Genomic DNA, 25,547 nt, shown 5'->3' with positions numbered 1-25,547 from the left:
TAAACTGACAAACTGGGTCTAGTATAAACCTGGTTTGTTTTTTTATTGGATATATATTTTTTTTGCAAAATCAATTAAAATCTTTTTAGAGAGGGTGATTCATATTGATTCGAACTTTTATTTTACAAATTCCTTGTCATAGAAGATTAGATAGGAGTTTTTTTAAACTACAAAAGTACATACCTTTATGTGCGCGTTGTACAGGCATGCTTATTGGTATTTTAATGTTTCCAATTTATTTTTATATGACACCTTCATTTCTTTTGGCAATCATACTATCATTTTTCGCTCAAATTCCGTTACTTATCGATGGGTTCACCCAAAAGTGGAAATGGAGAAGTAGCTCAAATTTGCTAAGAATAACTACTGGTGTATTAAGCGGTAATGGTATGGGATTATTCATTTCCTCTAGTGTTATATGGATATTATCTTAAGATATATAGTAATGGAGGTATTTACATAGATGTTCTGGATTTACTTAATTCTAATTTTTATTTCAGGCGGAAGTGGAATTGGTTTTATGATTCAAAATAAGTATACAGAAGCAATAATAGCTTTTGTTATTTGTATACTATTGTTTGGGCTACTGTATTATTATCTTAAAAGAAACAAAAGAAAGAGAAAAGCAGATTGTGACGATTTAGACTGTACGGATTGTTTTGATTGTGATTGTACTTGTTAAATTTTTTTCCAATAAAAAGCTAGTGTATTATTAAAAATACACTAGCTTTTTGCTTTGAAATTTTAAGAAAAGTGTAGGAATACGGCTATTATATAGAGAACTTTAGTTTTGTATATAAAAGGAGGCGTTAGATGTTGGAAACGTATGATTGGAACAATAAACTAACATATTTAAAAAACACGAGAGATTTATATTACAACGACGATTATGTAAGCTTTTTAGTAAATACAGTTTGGAAGATTACTAAGCCTGTACATATCGTTGATTACGGTTGTGGATATGGTTATTTAGGATTAGTATTAATGCCATTGCTCCCAGAAGGTTCAAAGTATACAGGTATTGATAGTGGAGAAACATTATTAGCTGAAGCCAGAGAGTTGTTTCGTTTACTTCCGTATGATTCAGAATTTCTTGAAGGAGATGCTACAGAAATTGAACTGAACGATAAATACGATATAGCAATCTGTCATGCTTTCTTATTACATATGACTACTCCAGAAACAATGCTAGAAAAAATGATACATTCAGTTAAAAAGGGTGGAAAAATAATCTGTTTTGAACCACATTGGATTTCTAATATGGCTTCTTATTTACTAGATGGGGAGAAACAATCGGAATTTATTCAGCTAGGTGTTTTGCAGAAATTATTTGAAAGTGATACGCAAAGAAATGGTAAAGATGGCAATATAGGCATGAAAATACCGATATATTTAAGTGAATTAGGTGTGAAAAATATTGAATGTAGAGTAAGCGATAAAGTGAACTTTTTAGATTCAAATATGCATCACAATGATAAAAACGATTTGTATCAATCATTAAAAGAAGAGGGGATTGCAGGTGATCCGGGCGATAAGCAACAATTTGTAGAACGTTTAATAGCCAGAGGATTAACATATGATAATGCGCTAGCTCAATATGAAGCTGAACTACGATTTTTTAACATATTTCATGTGTATTCTTCTTTTGTATACGCTCCCAATATGAAAATTACATTTGGTGACATAGTTTGTTAAAAGGTATGATGTATAAGGATTGTCGTTTAATGTCGATAAGTCGATATTCGACATATAATCGCTGATAAATGTTAAGAATCGGTCGATATAATTTGAAAATCGCCGATAAAATGAAAGAATCGCTGATATATTTGAATTATCGCCGATATAATTTCATGTACTGTTTTTAACTAACAAAAGATAGGATACACATGTTACGTTATTCTATATAATCAAACAAAATACAGAGAAAGACAATCATTTTACTATATTTTGTTATAAATTTGAATAATATTAATTAATACCATCCATTATAAGAGATTTTAGTTGAATACATACTATATGGTGTGTAAAATCTAAGCAAGTAGCAGTATAAATATAAATTCGAGGTGAATGCATGCTAGATTTTAAGCAGTTAGAAACTTGTTTAAAAGACAAGAGATTTGTAGATGGATTACAGGAAATAAATAATGAAATTGCATATATAAAAGAAACGAATACTTTATCCTATGTGAAGAATTGGCTTGCCAATATTCCTTCGCATAAGGAGTTCGATATATTAATTCGTCTTACTGATGAAGGGCTTATGCACCAATACAGTTCATTCCTCATTCGTTACGCTTATAAAAAATTCCCAAATATGAGAACGCTCTCTTTATATTGTGATGAGTTAATTGATGAGCGGAAAATTCTTGAAGCAGAGCAGCTGTTAAAAGAAACTTTAGAAGAGAGTAATAAAGAAGAAATAGATGCAGATTTTTTAGCGAAAACATATTTTACGTTAGTACGATGTCTTTTAGAAATGAAACGAAACGAAGAAGCGTTAATGTATATGCAAAAAGCAGAGGAGTACAGTGCACGCGCAGTGTTTGATAAATGGGGCTACGTTTATATGCATACAGGTGAATGGGAGAAAGCGGAAGAACAATTTATTGCTGGCATGCAGCATAAAGATTGTGAAGAGTTATCTACCTATTTATTATCACAATTGTATGCGAATAAAGGAGAACAAAAACGCGCGATACAGTTAATCGATGATGCAATTGTAAAATTCCCACAAGTACCATATTTTCATTTTGAGAAGATAAAGTATTTATTAGATTTAGAGCGATATGAAGAGATGTTAGCGGTAATAGATAACATAAATACTCAGCTGCCGTATCATGCCTATAATACTTACTTTGTACATTTACGTGCAGAAGCACTGTACAAAATGAATAAATTTGCAGATTTACAAAAACTATTAAAAGAAGAAAAGAGTTTAAAAGAATCTTTATATCATAATTTAGAAAAAAATCCGGATGGAAAAAAGGTTCACTTGCCGATAGTTCCTATTGTACAAAAGGATAATTATTGTGTTCCGACAAGTTTAGAGATGATGTTGCGTATATGGGGAGAGAAACGTACACAAGATGAAATAGCAGAGTTTATTTTTGATATGACAGGTTCGAAGTTTTCAGATACTGTTTCTTATTTAGAAGAATTAGGTTATGAATATCGTTATTTTAAAGGGAATGAAGAGAATTATAAGAGACTGATTGACGAAGGAATTCCTGTTTTATTAAGTATAGATATTGAGCATGCTTCACACGTACAAGTTCTATCTGGATATGATGATACATTGCAAGCTTTCTATGTTCAAGATCCAAACTTTATAGAACCAGTTCTTGTGGAATATAGTAAATTACAAGAAAAATATCGTTATACAGGCTGTTTAGCAATCACGTTTGTTCCGAAAGAAAAGAAGGAGCAACTAGCGTTTCTAAGTGAGGAAGAAAATCGTTACTTTAAATCTATTTTTTCTCTTACGGATCATTTAGATGAACATGACAAAGAGGGGATTAGTAACTTAGTACAATTTTTAAAAGAAACGAGTGATAATCCAAATACGTGGTTATATACGATAAAGCACTTAGATGTTGAAGTAGATAAAGAATTTATTTTATATTGTATCGATAAGTTAATGGAAAAGTTTCCGAACTCGGACTTTGTTAAATTGCATGGTGCACAGTGTTTTATTCGTCTTCAAGAAGTAGAGAAAGCGGAGCAAATGCTGACAAGCGTTGAGAAGAAAAATAATCGTGCTTTATATCATTTAATAAACGGAAGATATGCTTTTGAGCAGGAAAGTTATATAGAAGCGATTTCAAGCTTTCGTTCATCGTTACAATTAGACGCAGATCAGCCTATTGCTTGGAGTTTTCTCGCTTTATCCTATATGTATATTGATCAATCTGAAAAAGCATTGCAATACTCTCAAGTTGCGTTAGAGCGTAGTCCTGAAAGGTTCACTTTAACAAATCACGGTTTAATATTAATAGATTTAGAAAGATATGAAGAAGCATATGAAATCTTTAATGACTTGTTAAAAGAGTATAAATATGAAGCGCATGTATGGTATGAACGAGCGAGATGTGCACATCAACTAGGGAAATTATATTTAGCAATAAAAGGGCTTAAAGTAGCGATTCGTTTGGATAGTAATGCACCTTACATTTATACGAAACTTTCGGAAATATACGAATCTGATTTGAAGGATGAGGAAAGTGCGAAAGAAATTTTATTAAACGGTATTGAGAATTGTGATGATAAAGCACCTCTTTACGTAAAATTAGGTGATTATCATTTTCAAAATGATAGCTTGGAAGAAGCAGAAGTATTGTATAAGCGTGCTTTAGAAGAAAATGATGAGGATGTTTATTCTCACTTCGGACTTACACAAGTTTATATGGCAAGAGAACAATATAAGGAAGCAAAAGAATATATACTTGGTCTTGAGAAGCAAATTGAAAAGAGCCAAGATTTCCTCATGAATGCAGGAATGGTTTTATGGGATGCTGAAATTGAACTTGGTGGAAATGAAGAAGGGTTTAAAGTAGCACTATCTAAGTTAGAAAATGGTATAAAGAAAAGTGATTATAATGTAGCAAGTGCGTTAGATGAATATGTGAATCGAATTAAAGGAACGGAATTTGTACAACGAGGTATAGCATTTTTAAGAACGTTACACAAAGAAAGAAATGAAGTAAGTGAGTACGGTTGTTATGCAGGTATTTTATATGAATCTATTGGACAGTACGGCCAAGCGATGAAAAGATATAATAAGGCGATAGAACAAATGGAAACGGCATTACCGTATTACCGAATTGGTGAAACACTTATGGCATTAGGGCAATTGACGGAAGCAAAACAAGCGTATGAAACATGTTTAGAGCTTGATGGGAATTTCGTAGGTGTACATTTACAGCTTGCGGAAATATACGAAAAAGAAGAAAACCGTTCTAAAGAACAAAGTCATATGGTTCAGGCGATGAAAGAAGAGCCGTTGCATATTAATATGGAATATTTAGCACAGCTTTCAGTAGATATGAATCTTCAGGAAGAATTGCTGACTGAACTAGAACAATTAGTGGACGAAGTACCTGAAATATGGCGTTTAGATGCGATTGCATATGTGTACGGAGCGATGAATGAAATAGATAAAGAACAAGCACAGGTTGAATACGCACTACAATTAGATGGTGAGCATATAGAAGTTCTATATCATTATGCAAAAGTATTAGTGAAAAAAAGAAATGTAAAAGCAATTGAAGTTGCAATGAAAGTAATACAAAAAGATTTTGATAATGAACGTATATTTGATGTTTATGTAAAAGCAGTAGAGCAACATAAAAAATTGTCTAACATACGAGATTTTCTTCATACGTTAAAGGTGAAAAAAGCAGAAAGGAGTACAGCATTCATGTATGCTGCAGCTGCAGTTACGGAAATATGGATTGAACGCCAGCTGCATGAACAGCCAAAACGATCTATCATTACGAGAGCTTTTTATCGTATGAAAAATCGTGCGAAAGAAATTTCAATGGTTACTATGATAATTGATTTATATGAAATCTCTTTAAAGTTAAATCCGAAAAATAGTATGGCAGCACAGCGATTTGCGCTATTTTATGAGAATGTAGAGATGAATAAAGAAGCAATAGAGATTCTGCACACGTCACTAGAAAATAAATGGGATTATGACGTAGCGAAGCAACTTGTAAATCTTTTCGTTGAGTGCGGGGAAGAAGATATGTTAAGAGATGCTTTGGAATTAACGAAACAAATGGTTCGAGAACTACCAGATGATTATGATACTCTTCTTCTGCAAGCACAAGTATTCTTTAAAGCAAGGGAAGAAAGAAAAGCAGAAAAGATTATCTTACAATTAACAGAGCAAACACCGTTTGTAAGTAGAGCATTTCTTGCTTTAGGAGAAATATATCAAAGTCAAGAAAGGTTTGAAGAGGCAATTCATGTATTAGAAAATGCTTCTATACATCATCCAAATGAAACAGCAATTCTTCTTTCTTTAGCATCTTCATATCATGGTGCCGGCCAAACGATAAAGGCAGAAAAAATAACAAATGAAGTATTAATAATTGACGCGAGTGATTTGTTAGCAAGATATGATCGAGCTTGTTATTTAGCACAGTTAAATAGAAATGAAGAGGCGAAGGAAGAGCTTGAATTTGTCCTTCGTGAGGATGAATCGGGATTCTTTGCTGAACTTATTGAGGATGATGAAAATTTAGCAGCATTGCGAGAGTTTGAAAAGTAATTGTATAAGAATAGGGGAAAAAGATAAGGATATATTTTGAATTAGTTGACAATTAGTTGCTAAATGGCATAAAATAACTTTTAACAAAGTATACAAATCTGAAGACGAGAAAGAGTAAAATAGTGAGCTGTTCTCCAGAGAGCCGGTATATTGCTGAAAGCCGGTGTGCAGACGTTATTTGAAAATCATCTCCGAGGAGCCGAGGCTGAAAGTAAGTAAGCCCGGACGGATGTCTACCGTTACAAAGAACACGTATGATAGTACGTTGCTAAGTGCTATTAGTGAAAAAGCTAATAGAATTAGGGTGGTATCGCGAGTAAACCCGTCCCTACTTTATAGGGACGGGTTTTTTGTGTGCTTTAAAATATTCAAAGGAGTGATTGTATATGGAAAAAGTAGATGTAAAAGAATCAGCTGTAGGAAGAGAAATGCGAATTCGCAAACAGTGGAACGAACAAAATATTTTCGAACAATCAATTCAGAATCGAGAAGGCGCACAGTCTTTCGTATTTTATGAAGGACCACCAACGGCGAACGGACTACCGCATGTAGGTCATGCACTTGGACGAACAATTAAAGACTTAGTAGCAAGATATAAAACGATGGCTGGTTATAAAGTGTTAAGAAAAGCAGGATGGGATACACATGGTTTACCTGTAGAATTAGGCGTTGAGAAGCAACTTGGTATTTCTGGTAAACATGAGATCGAAGAATATGGCATTGAACCATTTATTCAAAAGTGTAAAGAGAGTGTTTTCACATATGAGAAGCAGTGGCGCGAATTCACTGAAAGTATTGGTTATTGGGTAGATATGGATGATCCATATGTAACTTTAAAGAATCCATATATCGAAAGTGTATGGCATATTTTGGGGACAATTCATGAAAAAGGATTGTTATATAAAGGACATAGAGTTTCACCATACTGCCCAAGCTGCCAAACCTCATTGAGCTCACATGAGGTTGCGCAAGGGTATAAAACAGTAAAAGATTTAAGTGCAACTGTGAAGTTTAAAGTGAAAGATAGTGAAAATGAGTATTTCTTAGGTTGGACAACGACACCTTGGACACTTCCAGCAAACGTTGCGCTTGCTGTCCATCCAAATATGGAATACGTTAAAGCAAAACAAGAAAGTCATGTATACATTGTTGCGAAAGAACGTGTACAAGAAGTATTAAAAGAGAACTATGAAGTATTATCTGTTCATAAAGGCGAAGAATTATTAAACACATCTTATACAGCGCCATTTCCGATGAAAGAAGTTACAAATGGTTACCGCGTTATTGCAGCAGATTTTGTAACGGGAGATAGTGGTACAGGACTTGTTCATATTGCTCCAGCATATGGAGAGGACGATTATAGAGTTGTTCAAAGTGAAGGATTGTCATTCTTGCACGTTGTAGATGAAAAAGGTGAGTATACAGAGGCAGTACCATTTTTGAAAGGGAAATTTGTAAAAGATTGTGACGTGGATATCGTTCGTTATTTAGCGAAGGAAGGTTTACTGTATCATAAAGAAAAATATGAACATAGCTATCCGCATTGCTGGCGTTGTGATTCACCACTACTTTATTATGCAGGAGAAAGTTGGTTAATCCGAACAACTGCAATTAAAGATACATTTTTACAAAATAATGATTCTGTTACTTGGTATCCGGATCATATGAAACATGGGCGCTTTGGTAAGTTTTTAGAAAATATGGTGGACTGGAATATTAGCCGAAATAGATATTGGGGAACGCCATTGAATGTATGGGAATGTGAAAGTTGTGATCATCAGTTCGCACCGAAAAGCATTGCCGAATTAAGAAAGAATAGTACGAAAGAAACACCAGAAGATTTGGAATTGCATAAGCCTTATGTAGATGAAGTGCAAGTCTGCTGCGGGAAATGCGGAGGCACAATGAATCGTACACCAGAAGTGATTGATGTTTGGTTTGATAGTGGTTCTATGCCATTTGCACAATATCATTACCCATTTGAAAATAAAGAGTTATTTGAAGAGCAGTTTCCAGCGGATGTTATTGCAGAAGGAATTGATCAAACACGCGGCTGGTTTTATAGTTTATTAGCAGTATCAGCACTATATACAGGAAAAGTACCGTATAAACGAGTGTTATCACTAGGGCATGTTTTAGATGAAGAAGGGCAGAAAATGTCTAAAAGCAAAGGAAATGCACTAGATCCAGTTGATTTAGTAGATAAATTTGGTGCAGATGCGCTAAGATGGGCTTTACTTGTTGATAGTGCCCCGTGGAATGCGAAGCGTTTTTCTGAAAGAACAGTACTGGAAGCGAAATCTAAATTTGTAGATACATTAGTCAATGTGTATAGCTTCTACGTTTTATATGCAAATTTAGATGAGTATAATCCGAAAGAAACGTATGATGTAAAGCTTACGAAATTAGACGAATGGGTATTATCAAGATTGCATAGTACAACGAAAAAAGTGAGAACTGCACTTGATGATTATCAATTTACGAATGCAGCTCGTGAAATTGCAGCACTTGTAGATGAAGTGAGTAACTGGTATGTAAGACGCTCACGTAATCGTTTCTGGGAATCTGGTATGAACGCTGAGAAAGCAGCTGCGTATGAGACACTTCATGAAGTGCTTGTAACAATTAGTAAATTAATTGCACCATTTACACCGTTTGTCGCGGAAGACATTCATCTAAATTTAGAAGGAAGCAGCGTTCATTTAGCCGATTATCCAGTTGTAAATGAATCACTACTTCAACCAAAATTAGAAGCGGAAATGGATGCTGTTTTACAAGTTGTTGAACTTGGAAGAAGTAACCGTAATCAGCATTCTTTAAAAGTAAAACAGCCGCTAGCAGAACTTGTATTACTTGAGCATAACGAGAATGATATGGATTGGGAATCTTATCGTGATATCGTTATGGATGAGTTAAATGTAAAAGCGTTCCATGTTGAACTCGATGAAACAAAATACACATCATATCAATTGAAGCTTAATTTTAAAACAGCGGGGCCAAAATTCGGTAAAAATGTGAATGCAGTGAATGGTTGGCTAAAACAATTATCACAAGAAGAAGTACAAAACTTTGTATCAACAGGAAGAGCAGTTTACGAAGCAACAACAGAAGGAGAAGTAGTTGTAACTGCTGAAGATGTGCTAGTTGAGAAAGTTGCAAAATCAGGATTCTCTAATACGACTAACGGACAATATACAGTTATGTTAGATACGAATGTAACGGAAGAATTGTTACAAGAAGGAGTAGCGCGTGAATTCATTCGTGCGGTTCAAGAATACCGTAAACAGTTGAATTTACCAGTTAATTTACGAGTCGATATTATTCTTGATACAGAAGAAGAACTACAGCGAACGTTAACGAACCATAAAGATTTATTGGAAGAAAACTTACTCGTTAAACAATTTACATTTGGTCACTTAACGAACGAAGATGATGAACTTTCTTTAGGTGAAACAAAACTTAGAATTAAATTAAGTGCAGCTAATTAAAGAAAAAAGGAAGTTGGAATGATTCCAACTTCCTTTTTTGTATGATTAGAATTTATTTGACTATACATTCGATAGGACCACTAGCAATTGTCTTTTTTCATAGCGTACCGAACACAATACTGTAGAAATATATTTCTACAGTATTGTGTTCAATTTATACATAAATATTGAGAAAATTTCACTTACCCTAAATGGAAAGGTAATAGAAGTGTTCATAGAGAATTACTCGTAGATTCAATTTTTATCCATCCATTTTGCGGGGAATGATTGCCTAGTGGTAATGGGATAAGGTTGAGCTACTTTATTAGGGGGAGTGGTTCTATGTTCAATAAAAAAATGGTGGCAATGGCAATGACTGTACCGTTAGTAATGGGGACGATTTCTACGGTTTCGGCATTGGAAAAACAACAGCAAGTAAAGTTAGAAGCTTATTCGCCACAGAAAAAAGCAACTGAATATTTAAAAGAAAATGCTGCGCAGTATGGATTGAAAACAGACCTTTCAGACTTGCAATATATTTCTACAACAGAAACGTCAGTAGCTTCATATGTTAGGTTCCAACAAGTTGTTAATGGTGCACCTGTATTTTCAAAACAAATAACAGTTACGCTTAACGGAGAGGGAAAGGGAGTACTCGCTGTTTCTGATTATCAGCCTGTTACAGGTGTGAAGGAAGTAACGACAAAAATTAGTGAAAAAGATGCAATACAAAAATCAATGGCGTATGTTGGAGAAGCAAGTGAGCAAAATTTATGGGCTCCTACAGATAAAGAGTTCGGATATATTGTTGAAGAAGGAATTGCTCGTCCAGTATATAAAGTTGTAGTCCATTCTAATAATCCATTTGGTGCATGGGAAACATTTATTGATGCAGAAAATGGAAAGTTAATTAAAAAGATTGATATAAACCGAAAAGCTGAAGGGTCAGGAAAAGTATTTTTACCTAACCCAGTTGTATCTAGCGGTAGTAAAGTAGGCTTAAAAGATAATAACGATGCAGATTCAACAGCTCTAACGAACCAACTGAAAACTGTTACGTTAAAAGGTTTAGATGGAACAGGATTTTTAATTGGAGAGTATGTAACGATTTCTTCAAAAGCGAGAACAAAATCTACGAATTTACAATTTAACTATACACGCGCAAATGATAGCTTTGAAGATGTTATGTCGTACTATCATATCGACACATTGCAACGTTACATTCAAAGTCTAGGATTTAAAAATATTAATAATCGTTCGATTAAAGTGAATGTGAATGGAACAACAGCTGATAACTCATTCTATTCACCGACAACGAAAGCTTTAACATTTGGTACTGGCGGTGTTGATGATGCAGAAGATGCTGGAATTATCGCACATGAATACGGACATTCAATCCAAGATAACCAAGTTCCTGGCTTTGGTAGTTCAGCAGAAGGCGGAGCGATGGGAGAAGGATTTGGCGACTTCCTAGGTGCTACGTATGAAGATGCTGTATCGACTACTGGATATGGTAAAGCATGTGTTGGAGAATGGGATGCGACAGCTTATTCTAGTTCAGATCCAACATGCTTACGCCGATTAGATACGAATAAAGTATATCCGAAAGATATAACGAATGAAGTGCATGATGATGGTGAAATTTGGGCTCAAGGCCAATACGAAATGGCACAAGCTTTTGGCCGTGATGTAGCAACAAAAATCATTTTACAATCACACTGGTCATTAACACCAAACTCTAAATTCAGTGATGGAGCGAAAGCGATTAAGCAAGCGGATGCTCTTTTATATGGCGGACAACATGCTGCTGATATCGATCGCATTTGGGCAGCGAGAGGCATTAGTACGAATTAATATAAAAAGTCGTGGCATTATAAGCCACGACTTTTTAATTTGCTTAAGAACTGGTACTAGTAAATAAAGCTATATCAATGATAGTGTGAATATATCCGTATCCCATTTACTTTTTGGCTTCTTTAAAAACAAAATGCTCTTTAAATTTTCTAGATTCAACTTTTTGACCATTTCGCATCGATCGGAATGGGTGTTCTTGCCATGTAATAATAACATCAACTTCATCTGCTTTTGTAGCAACGGGTAAATTAGCGTGTTCAAATCCAGTTTTTCCACTTGCCAAACGACTTTCCTTTAGGGAAAAGAGTTCATATTTCGTTTTCTTATTTGGTTCGTTGCGGAATACTTCGACGTTTACATTATATACTTCACTATTCCCGACATTCTTTACTGAAAAATGATATGTTTGAAATTCATCTTTTTTAGCTTGAAGCATATTCTTGTTTGTTTTTTTCGGTTTATCAATATTCACTTGCCATTGATCAGAGTTTTGAGAGATTGGTAAAGATTTTGGTGAATAGGCATACGTTTCGTTTACTACAATTAAGCAAAACAAAAGGAGAAAGAAACTAATTGCTTTTTGCATAAACACACCTCGCTTTAAAATTTTTATTAATATGCGTAAATGAATTAGTTTTTATGTAAAAATTGGAAAATGTTAAAGGTGTAATTTTGGATTTAATACATAAGAATATGTATTACAAAATTAACTTTTCACACTTTAGAAGAATCTAGGAGTTAGAAAATCAGAATGTTTTAAAAAAGGCTTGCATTTTATAAAGTAAGGAGTTAGAATACTCTGTAAATATAAAAAGTGATGATCAGGAAAAGTACATGGTGCAAAGGTCTACAGAGAGCAGCTGGTTGCTGGGAAGGTTGCGATACCGCATGATGGAAAGACACCTGTGAGTGTTGCTTTGAACGTGATTATTAGTAAAAGCAAACGGTACCTACCGTTATCAGGGCTAAGATGGTCAGTATGACAATTTGGGTGGTACCGCGGAAAAAAATCCGTCCCTATTTATAGGGGCGGATTTTTGTATTCTTTGAAAGGGGGTGAGTGACCGTGGATGATGACGATGACAACAATAACGTAAATAAATATAAAATTACTGGAGGGAAAAATAATGGATTCAATAATGAAGCGTTCACTCACAAAAGAATGTACAAAGCAAAGTGGAAAGGTTGTATTACTTCAAGGATGGGTAAAAAAAATTCGGCACCTTGGAAATGTTAGTTTTTTATTATTACGGGACAGAACAGGAGTAATTCAATGTGTATTAGAAAATGAATTGGCCGGATATAAAGTTGATGTAGAAAGTGTTGTCCATGTAATCGGTGAGATAGTCGAGACATCGAAAACAGAATTGGGTGTTGAAGTACTTGCTCATGAAGTGAAAGTAATAAACGGTGCAGAGCCACTTCCATTTGAAATAAATAAAAAGAAGTTACAAGTTGGCTTAGATCAACTACTTAATGAGCGAGCAATATCATTAAGGCATGAGCGAACCGCAGCGATTTTTAAAGTGAAATCTACACTCGTTCAGAGCTTTAGTGAATTTCTTATAGAGAACGATTTCACACGGATCTTTACGCCGAAAATTGTTTCGCAAGGGGCAGAAGGAGGAGCAAATGTTTTTAAGCTTCCATACTTCCAAAAAGAAGCTTATTTAGCACAATCACCACAGTTTTATAAGCAAATGATGGTGGCAGGTGGGTTAGAACGAGTTTTTGAAATTGCACCTGTATATAGAGCGGAACATCATAATTCTTCCCGTCATTTGAATGAATATATATCGTTAGACGTAGAACTTGGTTTTATTCATGATTTTTATGAAGTGATGCAACTAGAAACGGATGTTTTACGATATATGTTTCAACAAGTAGCGAAAAAATGTGAAATAGAACTACAACTATTACAAATAGAAGTACCTGTTATTACTGAAATACCTAAAATTACATTGTTAGAAGCACAAGAAATTTTGAAAAGTAAGTATCGTAAAGAATCTCCTGTAGGGGATTTAGATACAGAAGGTGAAAAGTTACTAGGGAAATATGTAAAGGAAACATATAATAGTGAATTTGTTTTCATTACACATTATCCGAAAGAAGCGAGACCGATGTATACGATGCAAAATAAAGAGAATCCAGCTATTACTGATTCATTCGACTTATTATATAAAGGGCTAGAAATAACGTCAGGGGCACAGCGAATTCATAATTATGAATTGTTACTCGCTTCGTTTAAAGAAAAAGGATTACATCCAGAGAAATTTCAATCTTATTTAAATACATTCCGATATGGTTGTCCACCACATGGAGGTTTCGGAATTGGGTTAGAAAGGATTGTATATAAACTATTAGAATTAACAAATGTACGAGAGGCTAGTGCTTTTCCAAGAGACTGTACAAGACTTATCCCTTAATAATGAGGAGGAATGTATCCGTTGTGCTATTTTATAGTACAACGGTTTTTTAGTTCCTAAAATTCAGCACTTTCTCACCAGATTTTAATGTAAGCTTAATTGTGCTCTCTTTTTTCACCTTTAATATAAGCCGTAGATACGAAAGATATATAAGGTGAAGGGAGAAATAATACATGCGTATTTTAGTTGTACCATCAGGATTTAAAGAAAGTTTAGGGGCGAAGGAAGCTGCTGATGTAATGAAAGAAGGGATTTTAAAAGTTATGCCACTTGCTACTGTAGAGACTTTACCAATGGTTGATGGTGGGGAAGGTTTTACAGAGACAATTATAAATATTACTGGTGGAAAAATGTATAAAGTACAAGTAATGGGACCTGTTGGAGATGAGATACAATCTTATTTTGGTGTTTTTGAAACGAGAAATGGTGAGCGTACAGCTGTTATTGAAATGGCTGCAGCGGCTGGGCTACGCCTTGTACCGAGAGATTTACGTGATCCAAGAAAAACGACTACTCATGGTGTTGGACAGTTAATAGAATTAGCTTTAAATAAAGGGGTAGATCGTATATTAATAGGGTGTGGTGATTCAGGTACATCTGATGGAGGAGCTGGTATGGCTCAAGCATTAGGTGTAAAGTTTTTAAATAGAGATGGAAAGGAATTGCAAATTCAAGGAGGAACATCTTTATTACAAGTTTCGAAAATAGATACATTACAAGTAGATCCTAGATTAAGGCATGTTCAAATCGATGTTGCTTGTAATTGGTTTAATCAATTATGCGGTGAGCATGGAGTAGCTAGAGTGTTTGGTCCGCAAAAGGGTGCTAACGAAGAACAAGTAATAGAACTAGAAAAAGCATTGGAGCGCTATGCTTCTATTATAAAAAAAGATATAGGTATAGATGTACATCATACACCAGGAAGTGGTGCATCTGGCGGTCTTGGTGCTGGACTACAAGCTTTAATTGGGGCAACACTTCATCCGAGATACGATATTATTATGAAGTATATGGATTTAAATAAACTATTGTTAAAGTGTGATCTTGTATTTACCGCGGAAGGAAGTATAGATTTTCAAACACCACGTGGAAAAATTCCAGCTGAGGTGGCTAAATGTGCAAAAAAATATGGGTTACCAGTAATAGCGTTAGTAGGGACAGTCGGTAAAGGAGCACGTATTAATTATGATTACGGAATTGATGCATATACAAGTATACTACCAATGCCATCTTCTTTGGAAAATGCATTTTCAAATGCAGAGAAATGGCTTCGTGATTGTACAGAGAGTACGATGCGTACAGTGTTAGTCGGTTATCAAATCGCTTCTCGGCTGAATAAAAGTGGGTACGTATCATGATTGAAAAAAATGTAGTGGAATTACATGTGAATAGTACTGATAATCCGAAAACTAAGCCATCTTGGGTTATTCCCGTAGCGCTTATATTAATGGCAGAAATAGTTCTTTTGCTTCCATCATCATTAACGATGGAAGCGAAATGGAGTTTGTTTGGATTTTGCTGTGCAATTATATTATGGACAACAACAACGATAAATTCGGCCTATATTGCACTCGGTTCTGTATTATTTCTAATTATTTCAGGAACAGCAAAGCAAGATCTTTTATTTGATTCGCTAGCTTCGGATGTGATTTGGCTTATGATCGGTTCGTTTATTTTAGGAAGAGCACTTCAAATTACCGGTCTAGCTGAAAAAATGACGTACTTTGTTGTAAATCGCGCTCGTAATATATCAGGCTTATGCTGGATTTTAACGATGATTATTCAAATACTTGCCTTTTTTATTCCATCTACATCGGGACGCGCAGCGGTTGTATTACCTGTTTTTCAAGCTATATCTAAAGAAATTGGAAGTAGAAGAATTACGAAAGCATTAGCAATTTTAATGCCTACTGTTATTTTAGTTTCAACAAGTTCTACAATTATTGGTGCAGGCTCACATTTAATCGCGCTAGATATGTTAAAGGAATTTAATAATAAAAACATTACGTTCGTAAAGTGGTTAATATGGGGATTACCATTTGGAGTCATAATGAGCTTTATATGTTGTCGCGTAATATTATTTTTATTTTTAGATAAAGAAGAAGTAAAGACGAAACTACAGCCGAAAAAAGTGCAGGTTAAATTATCAAGAAATGAAAAATATACAATAACTATTTTAATAGCGATGGTAACTTTTTGGTTAACAGAGTCGTTACACGGTTTGGAAATTGCTACTGTAACTATAATCGGAGTTTTTTTATTAACTTTACCAAAAGTCGGTGTGATGAAGTGGAAAGAAAGTTTGAAAGGTGTCTCCTGGAACTTAATTTTATTTGTTGGAGCAGCAATTGCATTAGGAAAATCATTAATGGAAAGTGGTGCAGCGCAATGGATTATGCAGAAGTTATTTTCTGTAACAAAATTTATTGATGATCAATCAATTTTCATTGTGCTACTAGTAATTGTTATTCTTTCCGTAACATCACATTTATATATTACATCTCACACTACGAGAGCAGTAATTTTTATTCCGCCACTACTATACTTTGCAACTAGTCTACAATTAAATGAAGTAGCTGTCTTATTTATAGGTATTGTTGGAATGAATTATTGTTTAACCTTTCCGGTCAGTTCTAAGGCACTACTATTATTTCAAGAAAGTGATAGAGAAACTTTTCAACCACAAGATTTATTAAAATTAAGTAGTTATTTAAGCGTTATTTATATATTTGTAATGGTTATATTTTACTATGCATATTGGCAATGGGTTGGATTGTCTCTTTAAAAATCAGGAATATATTTCATTCCTGATTTTTTTCATTAAGGATAAAATATATTGGGTATTTTTTCTTTTGAAGGAAAGTATTACTTGTTATACTAAAATGGTGCAAATATATATTATAGGAGGCTTTTATGGGAGAAAGGATTTTAATCGTTGAGGATGAAGAAAAAATTGCTCGTGTCGTGCAGTTAGAATTAGAATTTGAAGGATATGAAAGTGAAAATGCAAAAACAGGTACAGAGGCAATGGAAAAGTTCAGCAATGGTAACTGGGATTTAATATTACTTGATGTAATGCTTCCAAATATAAGTGGGTTAGAAGTTCTTCGAAGAATACGTTTGAAAAATGCTGTAATACCTATTATTTTATTAACTGCTCGTGACTCAGTTGTTGACAAGGTTAGTGGTTTAGATCAAGGAGCAAGTGACTATATCACAAAGCCTTTTCAAATAGAAGAATTATTAGCGAGAATTCGTGCTTGTTTAAGAATTTCAAATGTAGTAAAAGAAGAGGAAAATAGTAGTTATCAAATTGCAGATTTATATTTAGATGAGAAAACGAGAGAAGTGAAAAGAGGGGATAATCTAGTCGACTTGACACCACGTGAATTTGATTTATTACTCTTTTTAATGAAGCATGAAAATCAAGTGTTAAACCGTGAGCAAATTGTAACGAATGTTTGGGGATTTGATTATTATGGCGATACAAATGTTGTTGATGTATATATTAGATATTTGCGTAAAAAAGTAGATTGTAATGTGGACGTACCACTTATTCACACTGTTAGAGGTGTTGGGTATGTCTTAAAGGGGTAATGTATGAAAATTAAAAATAAAATATATTTATTCTCTACAGTATGGTTACTACTTATTTTATTAATTATTAATAGTTCAATATATTTTTTGTTTTATAAAGTGACTACGAACGGAGAGTTAGAACGATTGAAACGTGAGGCAATACATATCATTGATGGAATGAACGCAGATTCAGCAAAAGAAGTAGATGCAATAAGTCTATTGCAACCATACTTACCTTCAAACGGTATGATTAGAATTATTAATGAAAATTCAAAGGTAATGATTAGGCAAGAAGTAGATAGTACAAAACCAATTCCGGCATTAAATACGAAATTTGAAAGAAAAGAATCCGCTGGAATTTATGAGAAGAACGAGGGTGAATTTGCTTATATAAAAATGCCAATCATTTGGAATGATGGGAAAATCGTTTCGTTAGAAATGACAGAACGTTTAGATAGTTTGCAAGAGAATTTAAATATGTTAAAAAATGTATTAGTTATTGCATCACTTTTCGTTTTAATTCCATCTTTTTTTGCGGGAAGAATGTTAAGTAAACTCATTTTAAAACCTGTAAATTCTTTAATACAAACAATGGAGCATATACAAGATAGAGGGATATTCAAAAAAATACCGCTTGAGAATAAATCAAAAGATGAATTGCACATAATGGGAACGACATTTAATAAAATGATTGATTTATTACATCAGAACTTTGAAAAGCAACAACAGTTCGTTTCAGATGCTTCGCATGAATTAAGAACACCGTTAACAGTTATTGAAAGTTATGCGAAATTATTAAAAAGATGGGGAATGAAAAAACAAGATGTTTTAGAAGAATCTGTAGAGGCGATATACTCTGAAGCAGTAAGAATGAAAGGCATGACAAATCAAATGTTACTGCTTGCCAACAGTAGTGCAGAGTGGAAGTTGGAAACGAAAGAATCAGATTTAGTTCGATTATGTAAGATGACTGCGGAACAACTAGAAAAAACATATAATCGAGATTTTCGTGTTATTACAGAGGAAGAAAAGATTATTGTAAATATTGACGAACAAAAAATAAAACAAGTATTAGTAGTTTTATTAGATAATGCAATGAAATACAGTAAAGATTCAATCGATATGATAGTAGGAATACAAAAAGAAAAAGTCTTTTTTTCTATTCAAGATTACGGTATGGGAATTCCTAAGGAAGATATACAGAAAGTGTTTGATCGTTTCTTTCGAGTTGATAAAGCGAGGAGCAGGGAAACAGGGGGTACTGGTTTAGGTTTATCGATTGCCAAACAAATTATTGATGCTCATGAAGGAGATATACAACTTGAAAGTGAAGAAGGAAAATGGACGAAAGTTACAGTAAATTTACCTCATTTTTTATAAAGGGATAGGAGCTTTATAAATGAAAAAGAAATGGAAAATTGCATTGTTCGTTTGCTTTGCGGTTGTAAGTGTAGCGTTTGTATCACAACGTATTGTTTCAAAGCAAGGAGAAAGAATATTATCTGAGAAGCAAATTCAAAGTATTGTATCTGAACAGTATCCTGGGAAAATTAAAAGTATGAAATTAGTAAATAAAGGGGAACAAGATTTTTATAGGGTAAACCTTTCAAATGAACAAGGTTTATATGAAATAATAGTAGATGCCAAAAATGGAGAGGTAAAACGTGCAAAAGAAATAGCATTAAAAAGTAATACAATAACGAAAGAGAAAGCAGAAGAAATGGCGCTACAGGAAGTACAAGGTGTAATTAAACATACTATATTAGAAAAGAGAAATGAGATAGAAGTGTTCGTAATTACGGTAGAAACAAATGATAAGAAAAGTAAGGTAGTTGAGATTGAAAAAACAACTGGTAAAATTCAATTGTCAGAAAAACCGATGACAAAAATTACAGAAGAGCAGGCAAAAGAAATTGCAGTGCAGCAAGTGCCAGGGAATGTAAAGGGAATTAGGCTTGAGCAAAAAAATGAAAAAAATATATATGTAATAGAAATAGAGAAAAGTGCAAGTGAAAATGTAATCGTAGAAATTGAAGAAACTACAGGCGCTTTAATTGGTAGTTCACAAATACCAAAAGTTATAACAGAAGAACAGGCGACAGAAGTTGCGTTACAAAAAATACAAGGTGGATTTATTGAGAAGGTAAGTATAATTGATATAAATGGTACGGCTACTTACCAAATTATTATAAAAAAACAAACTGAAACTGTTGATGTAAGAGTACATACAATAACAGGAGAAATTTTATCAACTACAGCAGTAAATAACGCTATTCAGCAAAAGGAGCCATCTCAACAACAAGATGACGATGATCAAGAAGAAGGCAATGATAATCAAGATGATGATGACGAAGGATAATCACAAAAATAAACGGATTCTCATCAAATTTTAATGTTTCTCACAGTTTTTTTTCATTTTAACATTTTAGTATGTAAGTAAGAAAGAAATGAAGAGGGGGAACATGGAATGAAATTATGGATTGGAATCGTGATGGTGCTTTTCATTGCTGGAGGGACAGCATATGGTGTAAATGCAATGGAACATGAAGAAATACGATATGAAGAGAGAGAAGAAAAAAGTTACGAAAGTAAAGAGTTTAGTCCAGAAATAGCTAAGCAAATTGCAGTTGAAAAGGTAAATGGAGTTGTAGAGGAAATTGATGTAGAACGTATGGATGATAAGGGTGTATATGAAATAGAGGTAGAAACAAACGAAGATGAGGAAGAAATATATATTAAGAAGAAAAACGGGAATATTATAGCGGAAAAGGAATTTGAATTTATTAAAAATGAAGATGAAGATGATGACCAAGGTGAAGACGATATGGAGTATGATGATTTAGATGATTAATAACATCGCCCTATTGTACAAAATTACAACAGAACATTCTTTTCGAAAAAAATTAACATATTCCTTGACAGTTACAAATATAACCGATATACTTCATATTAATTTCAAAAGAAAATATATTCTAAATATTACAATGTGTTGAATAGGAGTAGTAAGGTCATGTATTTGTACAGAGAGCTATGGGTTGGTGTGACATAGTCAAATGACATCCTGAACTCGCCTAGGAGCAGTAAGGTGGAACGGAATTACATTCTTAGTAAATCTTAACGGTTAACCTTCGATATTAGGTTTGTAATCAAACGATTACTACTAAGGTGGATTCATAATGGAATCAATAAGGGTGGTACCGCGTTAAGTAAATGGCTTAGCGTCTCTTTATATAGAGATGCTAGGCCATTTTTTTATTATATGGAAGAAGAAATGGAGGGTTTATTTGAATAGGTTTATAAAATTTATTTATTTATATAAAAAGATTTAGTTAGGAGGAAAATGAGATGAAACAGACGGAGCAATGGACTTCGAAATTAGGTTTTATAATGGCGGCAGCCGGATCAGCAATTGGACTTGGTGCGATATGGAAGTTCCCTTATATCGCTGGGAAGAGTGGGGGAGGAGCGTTCTTTTTAATATTTATATTATTTACTGTTTTAATTGGACTACCGCTACTTATAGCTGAATTTATGATTGGACGCAGTACGCAGAAACAAGCAGTTGGAGCATTTAAAAGCATCGCACCAAATACAGGATGGCATTGGATTGGACGCCTTGGTGTTGGAACGTGTTTTATACTACTTTCATTTTATAGTGTTGTAGGTGGATGGGTATTAATTTATTTATTCAGAGGAATAACTGGACAACTGATTACGCCAGGACAAAATTACGGCACATTATTTACTGAAACAATTGGGAATCCTGCTTGGGCTATTATGGGACATTTCGCTTTTATGTTCATTACGATATGGGTTGTATCAAAGGGTGTACAAAACGGAATTGAAAAAGCAAGTAAATATATGTTGCCAGCATTGTTCGTTTTATTTGTCGCTCTTATTATTCGTTCGTTAACACTTGATGATGCAATGAAAGGTGTGAAGTTTTTCTTACAACCAGATTTCTCAAAGATTACTTCGGAAAGTATTTTGTTCGCAATGGGGCAATCATTCTTTGCAATTAGTATCGGGATTTCAATTATGGTTACGTATAGTTCCTATTTAAATAAAAAAGAAAGTTTACCAAAATCAGCAATAACAATTGTTGGATTAAATTTATTTGTTTCATTATTTGCAGGTCTTGCTATTTTTCCAGCCGTATTTTCATTAGGAATGGAGCCAACAGAAGGACCTGGATTACTATTTATCGTATTACCATCTGTATTTAGTCAAATCCCATTCGGTGGATTTTTCTTAACAGTATTTCTTGCACTATTTACATTTGCGACATTAACATCAGCATTTTCTCTACTAGAAACTGTTGTTTCAGCATTAGCAAATGGTGAACAAGAAAAGAGAACGAAATTATCATGGCTGATCGGTTTCGGCATTTTCTTAGTAGGTATACCATCAGCGTTATCATTTGGAGTATGGAGTGATATTACGATTTTCGGAAAGAATATTTTTGATGCAGTAGACTTCTTATCTAGTAATATATTAATGCCACTTGGAGCACTATTTATTAGTATTTTCGTTTCATTCAAAATGGAGAAGAAGGTACTAGAAGCAGAGTTTTTTGTAGGTGGAAATTATGGAAAGAAAGTATTTACTTGTTGGGCATTTTTACTTCGATTTGTAGCACCACTTGCAATAATTATCGTCTTCTTAAATGTGATAGGAATTATTTAATATTAAATGTTATAATATTCAGTAAAAAAAGGGGTGGTGATCATAAAGGAAAATTTGATAGAAGCAGGGAAATACATGAATATTAGAGGGAAAAAGCTATACGTTGAAACACATGGAAATCCTAAAAATAAGCCAGTCTTATACTTGCATGGTGGACCAGGAGAAAGTTGTTATGATTTTTCATTTCATCAAGCGGAACGTTTAAAAGATTCTCTATATGTAATTATGATAGATCAAAGAGGTGTTTGTCGCTCAGAAGAAATTACTGAAGACGAAGCTTTTGGATTAAATGATTTGATTGAAGACTGTGAGGAATTAAAAAAAGTATTACAAATTGAGAAGTGGTCTATAATTGGACACTCTTTCGGTGGATATGTAGCATTGCTTTATGCGTCGATATATCCAAGTTCAATAGAGAAAATAATATTTGAAGGACCAACTTTTAATTTTGCATTAACAAGTAGGGCTTTGTTACAAAAAACAGGGCATTTATTAAAAAAGTATGGAAAAGAAGAAATAGCAAAAGAATGCTTTGCTTATTCATCTAGCGATGCTAGTTCAGAAGAGTTGTCAGAAGCTTATATAAGATTAAGCGCTGAATTAGAAGAAAAAAGAATGGAGATTTACAATAATAAGGAAGATAGGACAGATGAGAGTTTATACAGTGATGAAGAGTGGGAAATATTTTCAAATCGCTCCAAAATTCACTTTGATAGATTAAAATTAGAGGGAGCATGTCATACATCATTATTATCAAAAATAAAAGATGTACAAAATCTAATGTTATTAATAGTAGGAAAACATGATGTAGTAACGTGTGAAGAACAAATTAAAACATTTAATAAAGATGCCCGAAACGGCAAGTATATCGTATTTGAAGAGAGCGGTCATTCACCTCATTATGAGGAAGCAGATAGATTTGCAGAAACAGTCATACATTTTTTGAAATGAAGAAAAGGGTGCTTCTATAAATGAGAGGCACCCTTTCTAAATTTCTGGATATGTGATTGTGATGCTAGGCCACTTACTTTGCCAATTCTTTTTTATAACTCTGTTTTTGTACATATGTAATCGTTCTTTCGATTTAAGAAAATGAGCTGTTGGTTTCACTTGTAAGGAAAGGACATCTTCAATACCACATGGGGCTGTTAAGATAACGTTGTTTAGTTCATCAAGTGTAACTCCTAAAGCCGTTGCTGTTTCAGGGAATTTAGATATAGCATTAACAGAAGAAGAATATGGTGGCATATTATTCACTACATGCATACGAGCTTGATTTTTTACAGACCAAGGGATAGTAGCATCAATATTCATTAATTTCGTTTCTAATGATTGTTCGTATATCTCATCTTGATGTAGACTATCATAATAAATTACATCAACATCAGGCATAGCCGTTTTAGCTTCATAGTCATGTAAAGTATCCCAAATTTTAGAACGAACAAATCCGGCACAAATCCACCAATCAGGTAGCTCTAGTGATTTTGCCATTTGTAATACATTCATCATCCATTCGTCGTTTTCTATTAAGCGAATGATATCTTGTTCTGTTTGTATAGTCATTTGTTATCTCACCTGCTTTTTTTTAGAGAGTAAATTTAATTCATAAGCTTTATAATCCATGTAATCCAGTAAGCACCTGGTATGAATAACAGTTGAGCAAGTAATGTACCAAAAAGTCTAGAAATCATTAGCCAAGCATACATTTTACTCATTGCTTCAGCACCTTCTTCTGATTGAAGAGCTCGCTCTGTTAAAAGAGCAATACGTGGATCTAGTAGCACTGTTAATAAAATAGTAGCAAAACCATTAATAAGACCAGAAGCTGTAGTGGCTTTTGTTGCGAAAGCTGGAATTAAAAAAGAAGCATATAGTGCGGAAAGAACTCCCGCTGTATAAATTGCAGTAGCGAACATGTTAATAAGCATTATACGCTTTGGAATACCGCCGATACGCAGTCTATGAATCATTTCTAACTTTGGAAAGCGGACATATTTTTTTGTGTACTTTAATTTTTGAATGTTATTCGTTTTCATCATTCGAATGAAAGAACCGTCTGTTTCAAAGTTTTGAATGACATATCCAAATAGTTTTGTCAAAGTTGGATACAGTATAATCGCAAGCAATGTACCGATAGAAGCAGATAATAGTACAAGACGTATAATATGCTCTAAATCAATAGAAGGATCTAGTTTTGCTTCGTCCACAATCCCGCCAAGTAAAAAGGCTTGTAGTAAGTTTGACGTTCTTGAAATGAGTAATACGATTCCTACGACGGATAATGCGACAGCAATCTTCTTTAAACGAACCCCCGCTAATCGAATACTATAAGAGCTTGTTTCAACTGCGTGGATTACAATTGTGAAAGCCATTATAAAAATTAACGTAATTGACATTTGTTTCACCAGTTTCTATTAAAATAATTGTAACTTTTTTACTTTATCATATCTATCGTATTTTGTAACTGAAAGTATGTGACATATGGAAATTGATTTTTCGAAAAAATAGATAATGATAGTATAATAGGGAGAAGTGGAAGAGATGTTAGCAGTTATTTATACAGCAAATTAAGTGGAGGAATGAAACATGTATAAAACATTTCTATTTGATTTAGATGGAACTTTAACGGATCCGAAAGAAGGAATTGTAAATTCGGTTTTGTATGCGTTAAAAAAAGTAGGAATTGAAGAAGTACATATAAGTGAGTTAGATTCATTTATAGGTCCTCCTATTCAGCAATCATTCGTAGAGAGATATAATATGAGTGAAGGAGAGGTTGAACGTGCAGTTTTTTACTTCCGTGAGTATTTAAAGCAGCGTGGATTGTTTGAAAATAATGTATACGAGGGGATTCTGAAGCTCTTGCAACAATTAAAAAGTTCAGGGAATCGCATATTTGTAGCAACTTCAAAGCCCACTGTATTTGCGAAACAAGTTATAGAGCATTTTCAATTAACGAATTATTTCGAAGACATCATTGGAAGTAATTTAGATGGTACGAGAATAAAAAAAGAAGAAATAATTGCTCATATTTTACAAAAAAATGAAGAACTAAATAAAGAAGAAATGATAATGATTGGTGATAGAAAGCACGATATAATAGGTGCAAATCAGAATGGAATTGCTTCAATTGGTGTTTTATATGGCTATGGCTGTGAAAAAGAACTGACTGAAGTTAGTGCGACCTACATAGTGAAAGATGTTGAAGAACTGTATCATTTTTGTGTAGAGAAAAATTTAATACAGCAGTAAATATAGATT

The 25,547-nt window shown here is 33.8% G+C and carries 19 protein-coding genes and 3 other annotated features; of the genes, 16 read left to right on the top strand and 3 right to left on the bottom strand.

What is annotated here, in order from left to right; translation table 11 throughout:
- Nucleotides 1–104: 104 nt before the first annotated feature.
- The 6 genes from IQ781_RS04840 to IQ781_RS04815 all read left to right on the top strand — a co-directional run bounded on the left by IQ781_RS04840 (nucleotide 105) and on the right by IQ781_RS04815 (nucleotide 11,595).
- Entirely contained in the window at nucleotides 105–434 is a 330-nt protein-coding gene (locus IQ781_RS04840; protein WP_000621475.1) for a DUF2085 domain-containing protein, read from the top strand.
- Nucleotides 435–463: 29 nt separating this feature from the next.
- Entirely contained in the window at nucleotides 464–682 is a 219-nt protein-coding gene (locus IQ781_RS04835) for a hypothetical protein (protein WP_000498601.1), read from the top strand.
- Between the two features lie 134 nt (nucleotides 683–816).
- Nucleotides 817–1,695: a class I SAM-dependent methyltransferase gene (locus IQ781_RS04830; RefSeq protein WP_025709739.1), complete on the top strand. Its 879-nt coding sequence runs from the start codon at nucleotides 817–819 to the stop codon at nucleotides 1,693–1,695.
- 376 nt (nucleotides 1,696–2,071) lie between these two features.
- Nucleotides 2,072–6,274, top strand: a complete 4,203-nt coding sequence (locus tag IQ781_RS04825) for a bacteriocin-processing peptidase family protein (RefSeq protein WP_242808245.1) — start codon at nucleotides 2,072–2,074, stop codon at nucleotides 6,272–6,274.
- A gap of 92 nt (nucleotides 6,275–6,366) precedes the next feature.
- Nucleotides 6,367–6,607 (top strand) — a binding site (T-box leader).
- A 53-nt stretch (nucleotides 6,608–6,660) separates the two neighbouring features.
- Nucleotides 6,661–9,762 (top strand): isoleucine--tRNA ligase, encoded by a 3,102-nt coding sequence (gene ileS / locus IQ781_RS04820; RefSeq protein WP_079004337.1) that lies wholly within the window; start codon nucleotides 6,661–6,663, stop codon nucleotides 9,760–9,762.
- Between the two features lie 321 nt (nucleotides 9,763–10,083).
- On the top strand, nucleotides 10,084–11,595 hold the full coding sequence (locus IQ781_RS04815; RefSeq protein WP_079004338.1) for a M36 family metallopeptidase: 1,512 nt from the start codon (nucleotides 10,084–10,086) through the stop codon (nucleotides 11,593–11,595).
- Nucleotides 11,596–11,701: 106 nt separating this feature from the next.
- Here IQ781_RS04815 and IQ781_RS04810 read toward each other — a convergent pair whose 3' ends face one another.
- On the bottom strand, nucleotides 11,702–12,181 hold the full coding sequence (locus tag IQ781_RS04810) for a hypothetical protein (protein WP_001167912.1): 480 nt from the start codon (nucleotides 12,179–12,181) through the stop codon (nucleotides 11,702–11,704).
- A 222-nt stretch (nucleotides 12,182–12,403) separates the two neighbouring features.
- Nucleotides 12,404–12,617 (top strand) — a binding site (T-box leader).
- 105 nt (nucleotides 12,618–12,722) lie between these two features.
- Here IQ781_RS04810 and aspS point away from each other — a divergent pair.
- From aspS to IQ781_RS04765, 9 genes are all read left to right on the top strand, one after another.
- Nucleotides 12,723–14,021 (top strand): aspartate--tRNA(Asn) ligase, encoded by a 1,299-nt coding sequence (gene aspS / locus IQ781_RS04805; RefSeq protein ID WP_139846915.1) that lies wholly within the window; start codon nucleotides 12,723–12,725, stop codon nucleotides 14,019–14,021.
- A gap of 173 nt (nucleotides 14,022–14,194) precedes the next feature.
- On the top strand, nucleotides 14,195–15,379 hold the full coding sequence (locus IQ781_RS04800) for a glycerate kinase family protein (protein ID WP_061457143.1): 1,185 nt from the start codon (nucleotides 14,195–14,197) through the stop codon (nucleotides 15,377–15,379).
- Nucleotides 15,376–16,806: an SLC13 family permease gene (locus IQ781_RS04795; RefSeq protein ID WP_000570753.1), complete on the top strand. Its 1,431-nt coding sequence runs from the start codon at nucleotides 15,376–15,378 to the stop codon at nucleotides 16,804–16,806. The genes IQ781_RS04800 and IQ781_RS04795 overlap by 4 nt, the downstream gene beginning before the upstream one ends.
- Nucleotides 16,807–16,934: 128 nt before the next feature.
- Nucleotides 16,935–17,618 carry a response regulator transcription factor gene (locus tag IQ781_RS04790; RefSeq protein WP_139846916.1) on the top strand — a complete coding sequence of 228 codons (684 nt, stop codon included), beginning with the start codon at nucleotides 16,935–16,937 and terminating at the stop codon, nucleotides 17,616–17,618.
- A gap of 3 nt (nucleotides 17,619–17,621) precedes the next feature.
- Complete coding sequence (locus tag IQ781_RS04785) at nucleotides 17,622–18,980, top strand: sensor histidine kinase (protein ID WP_063220597.1); 1,359 nt, start codon at nucleotides 17,622–17,624, stop codon at nucleotides 18,978–18,980.
- 19 nt (nucleotides 18,981–18,999) lie between these two features.
- Nucleotides 19,000–19,959: a PepSY domain-containing protein gene (locus tag IQ781_RS04780; protein ID WP_079004339.1), complete on the top strand. Its 960-nt coding sequence runs from the start codon at nucleotides 19,000–19,002 to the stop codon at nucleotides 19,957–19,959.
- Between the two features lie 108 nt (nucleotides 19,960–20,067).
- On the top strand, nucleotides 20,068–20,451 hold the full coding sequence (locus IQ781_RS04775; protein WP_079004340.1) for a PepSY domain-containing protein: 384 nt from the start codon (nucleotides 20,068–20,070) through the stop codon (nucleotides 20,449–20,451).
- A 129-nt stretch (nucleotides 20,452–20,580) separates the two neighbouring features.
- Nucleotides 20,581–20,829 (top strand) — a binding site (T-box leader).
- A 116-nt stretch (nucleotides 20,830–20,945) separates the two neighbouring features.
- A complete protein-coding gene (locus tag IQ781_RS04770) occupies nucleotides 20,946–22,286 on the top strand; it encodes a sodium-dependent transporter (protein ID WP_000814537.1) in 1,341 nt (446 codons plus the stop codon).
- Nucleotides 22,287–22,361: 75 nt separating this feature from the next.
- The gene (locus IQ781_RS04765; RefSeq protein ID WP_079004346.1) at nucleotides 22,362–23,237 is read left to right on the top strand and encodes an alpha/beta fold hydrolase; all 876 of its coding nucleotides are present in this window, start codon (nucleotides 22,362–22,364) and stop codon (nucleotides 23,235–23,237) included.
- A 36-nt stretch (nucleotides 23,238–23,273) separates the two neighbouring features.
- Here IQ781_RS04765 and IQ781_RS04760 read toward each other — a convergent pair whose 3' ends face one another.
- Nucleotides 23,274–23,849 carry a nucleotidyltransferase family protein gene (locus tag IQ781_RS04760; RefSeq protein WP_000155287.1) on the bottom strand — a complete coding sequence of 192 codons (576 nt, stop codon included), beginning with the start codon at nucleotides 23,847–23,849 and terminating at the stop codon, nucleotides 23,274–23,276.
- A gap of 35 nt (nucleotides 23,850–23,884) precedes the next feature.
- Entirely contained in the window at nucleotides 23,885–24,682 is a 798-nt protein-coding gene (locus IQ781_RS04755; protein ID WP_000028911.1) for a lipid II flippase Amj family protein, read from the bottom strand.
- 190 nt (nucleotides 24,683–24,872) lie between these two features.
- Here IQ781_RS04755 and IQ781_RS04750 point away from each other — a divergent pair, with 190 nt between their 5' ends.
- Complete coding sequence (locus IQ781_RS04750; protein ID WP_000278485.1) at nucleotides 24,873–25,538, top strand: HAD family hydrolase; 666 nt, start codon at nucleotides 24,873–24,875, stop codon at nucleotides 25,536–25,538.
- Nucleotides 25,539–25,547 lie beyond the last annotated feature (9 nt).

Origin of the sequence: Bacillus sp. N447-1 (assembly GCF_022701035.1) — a bacterium.
Lineage (GTDB): Bacteria > Bacillota > Bacilli > Bacillales > Bacillaceae_G > Bacillus_A > Bacillus_A cereus.
This window is presented reverse-complemented; position numbering and strand designations above follow the sequence as displayed.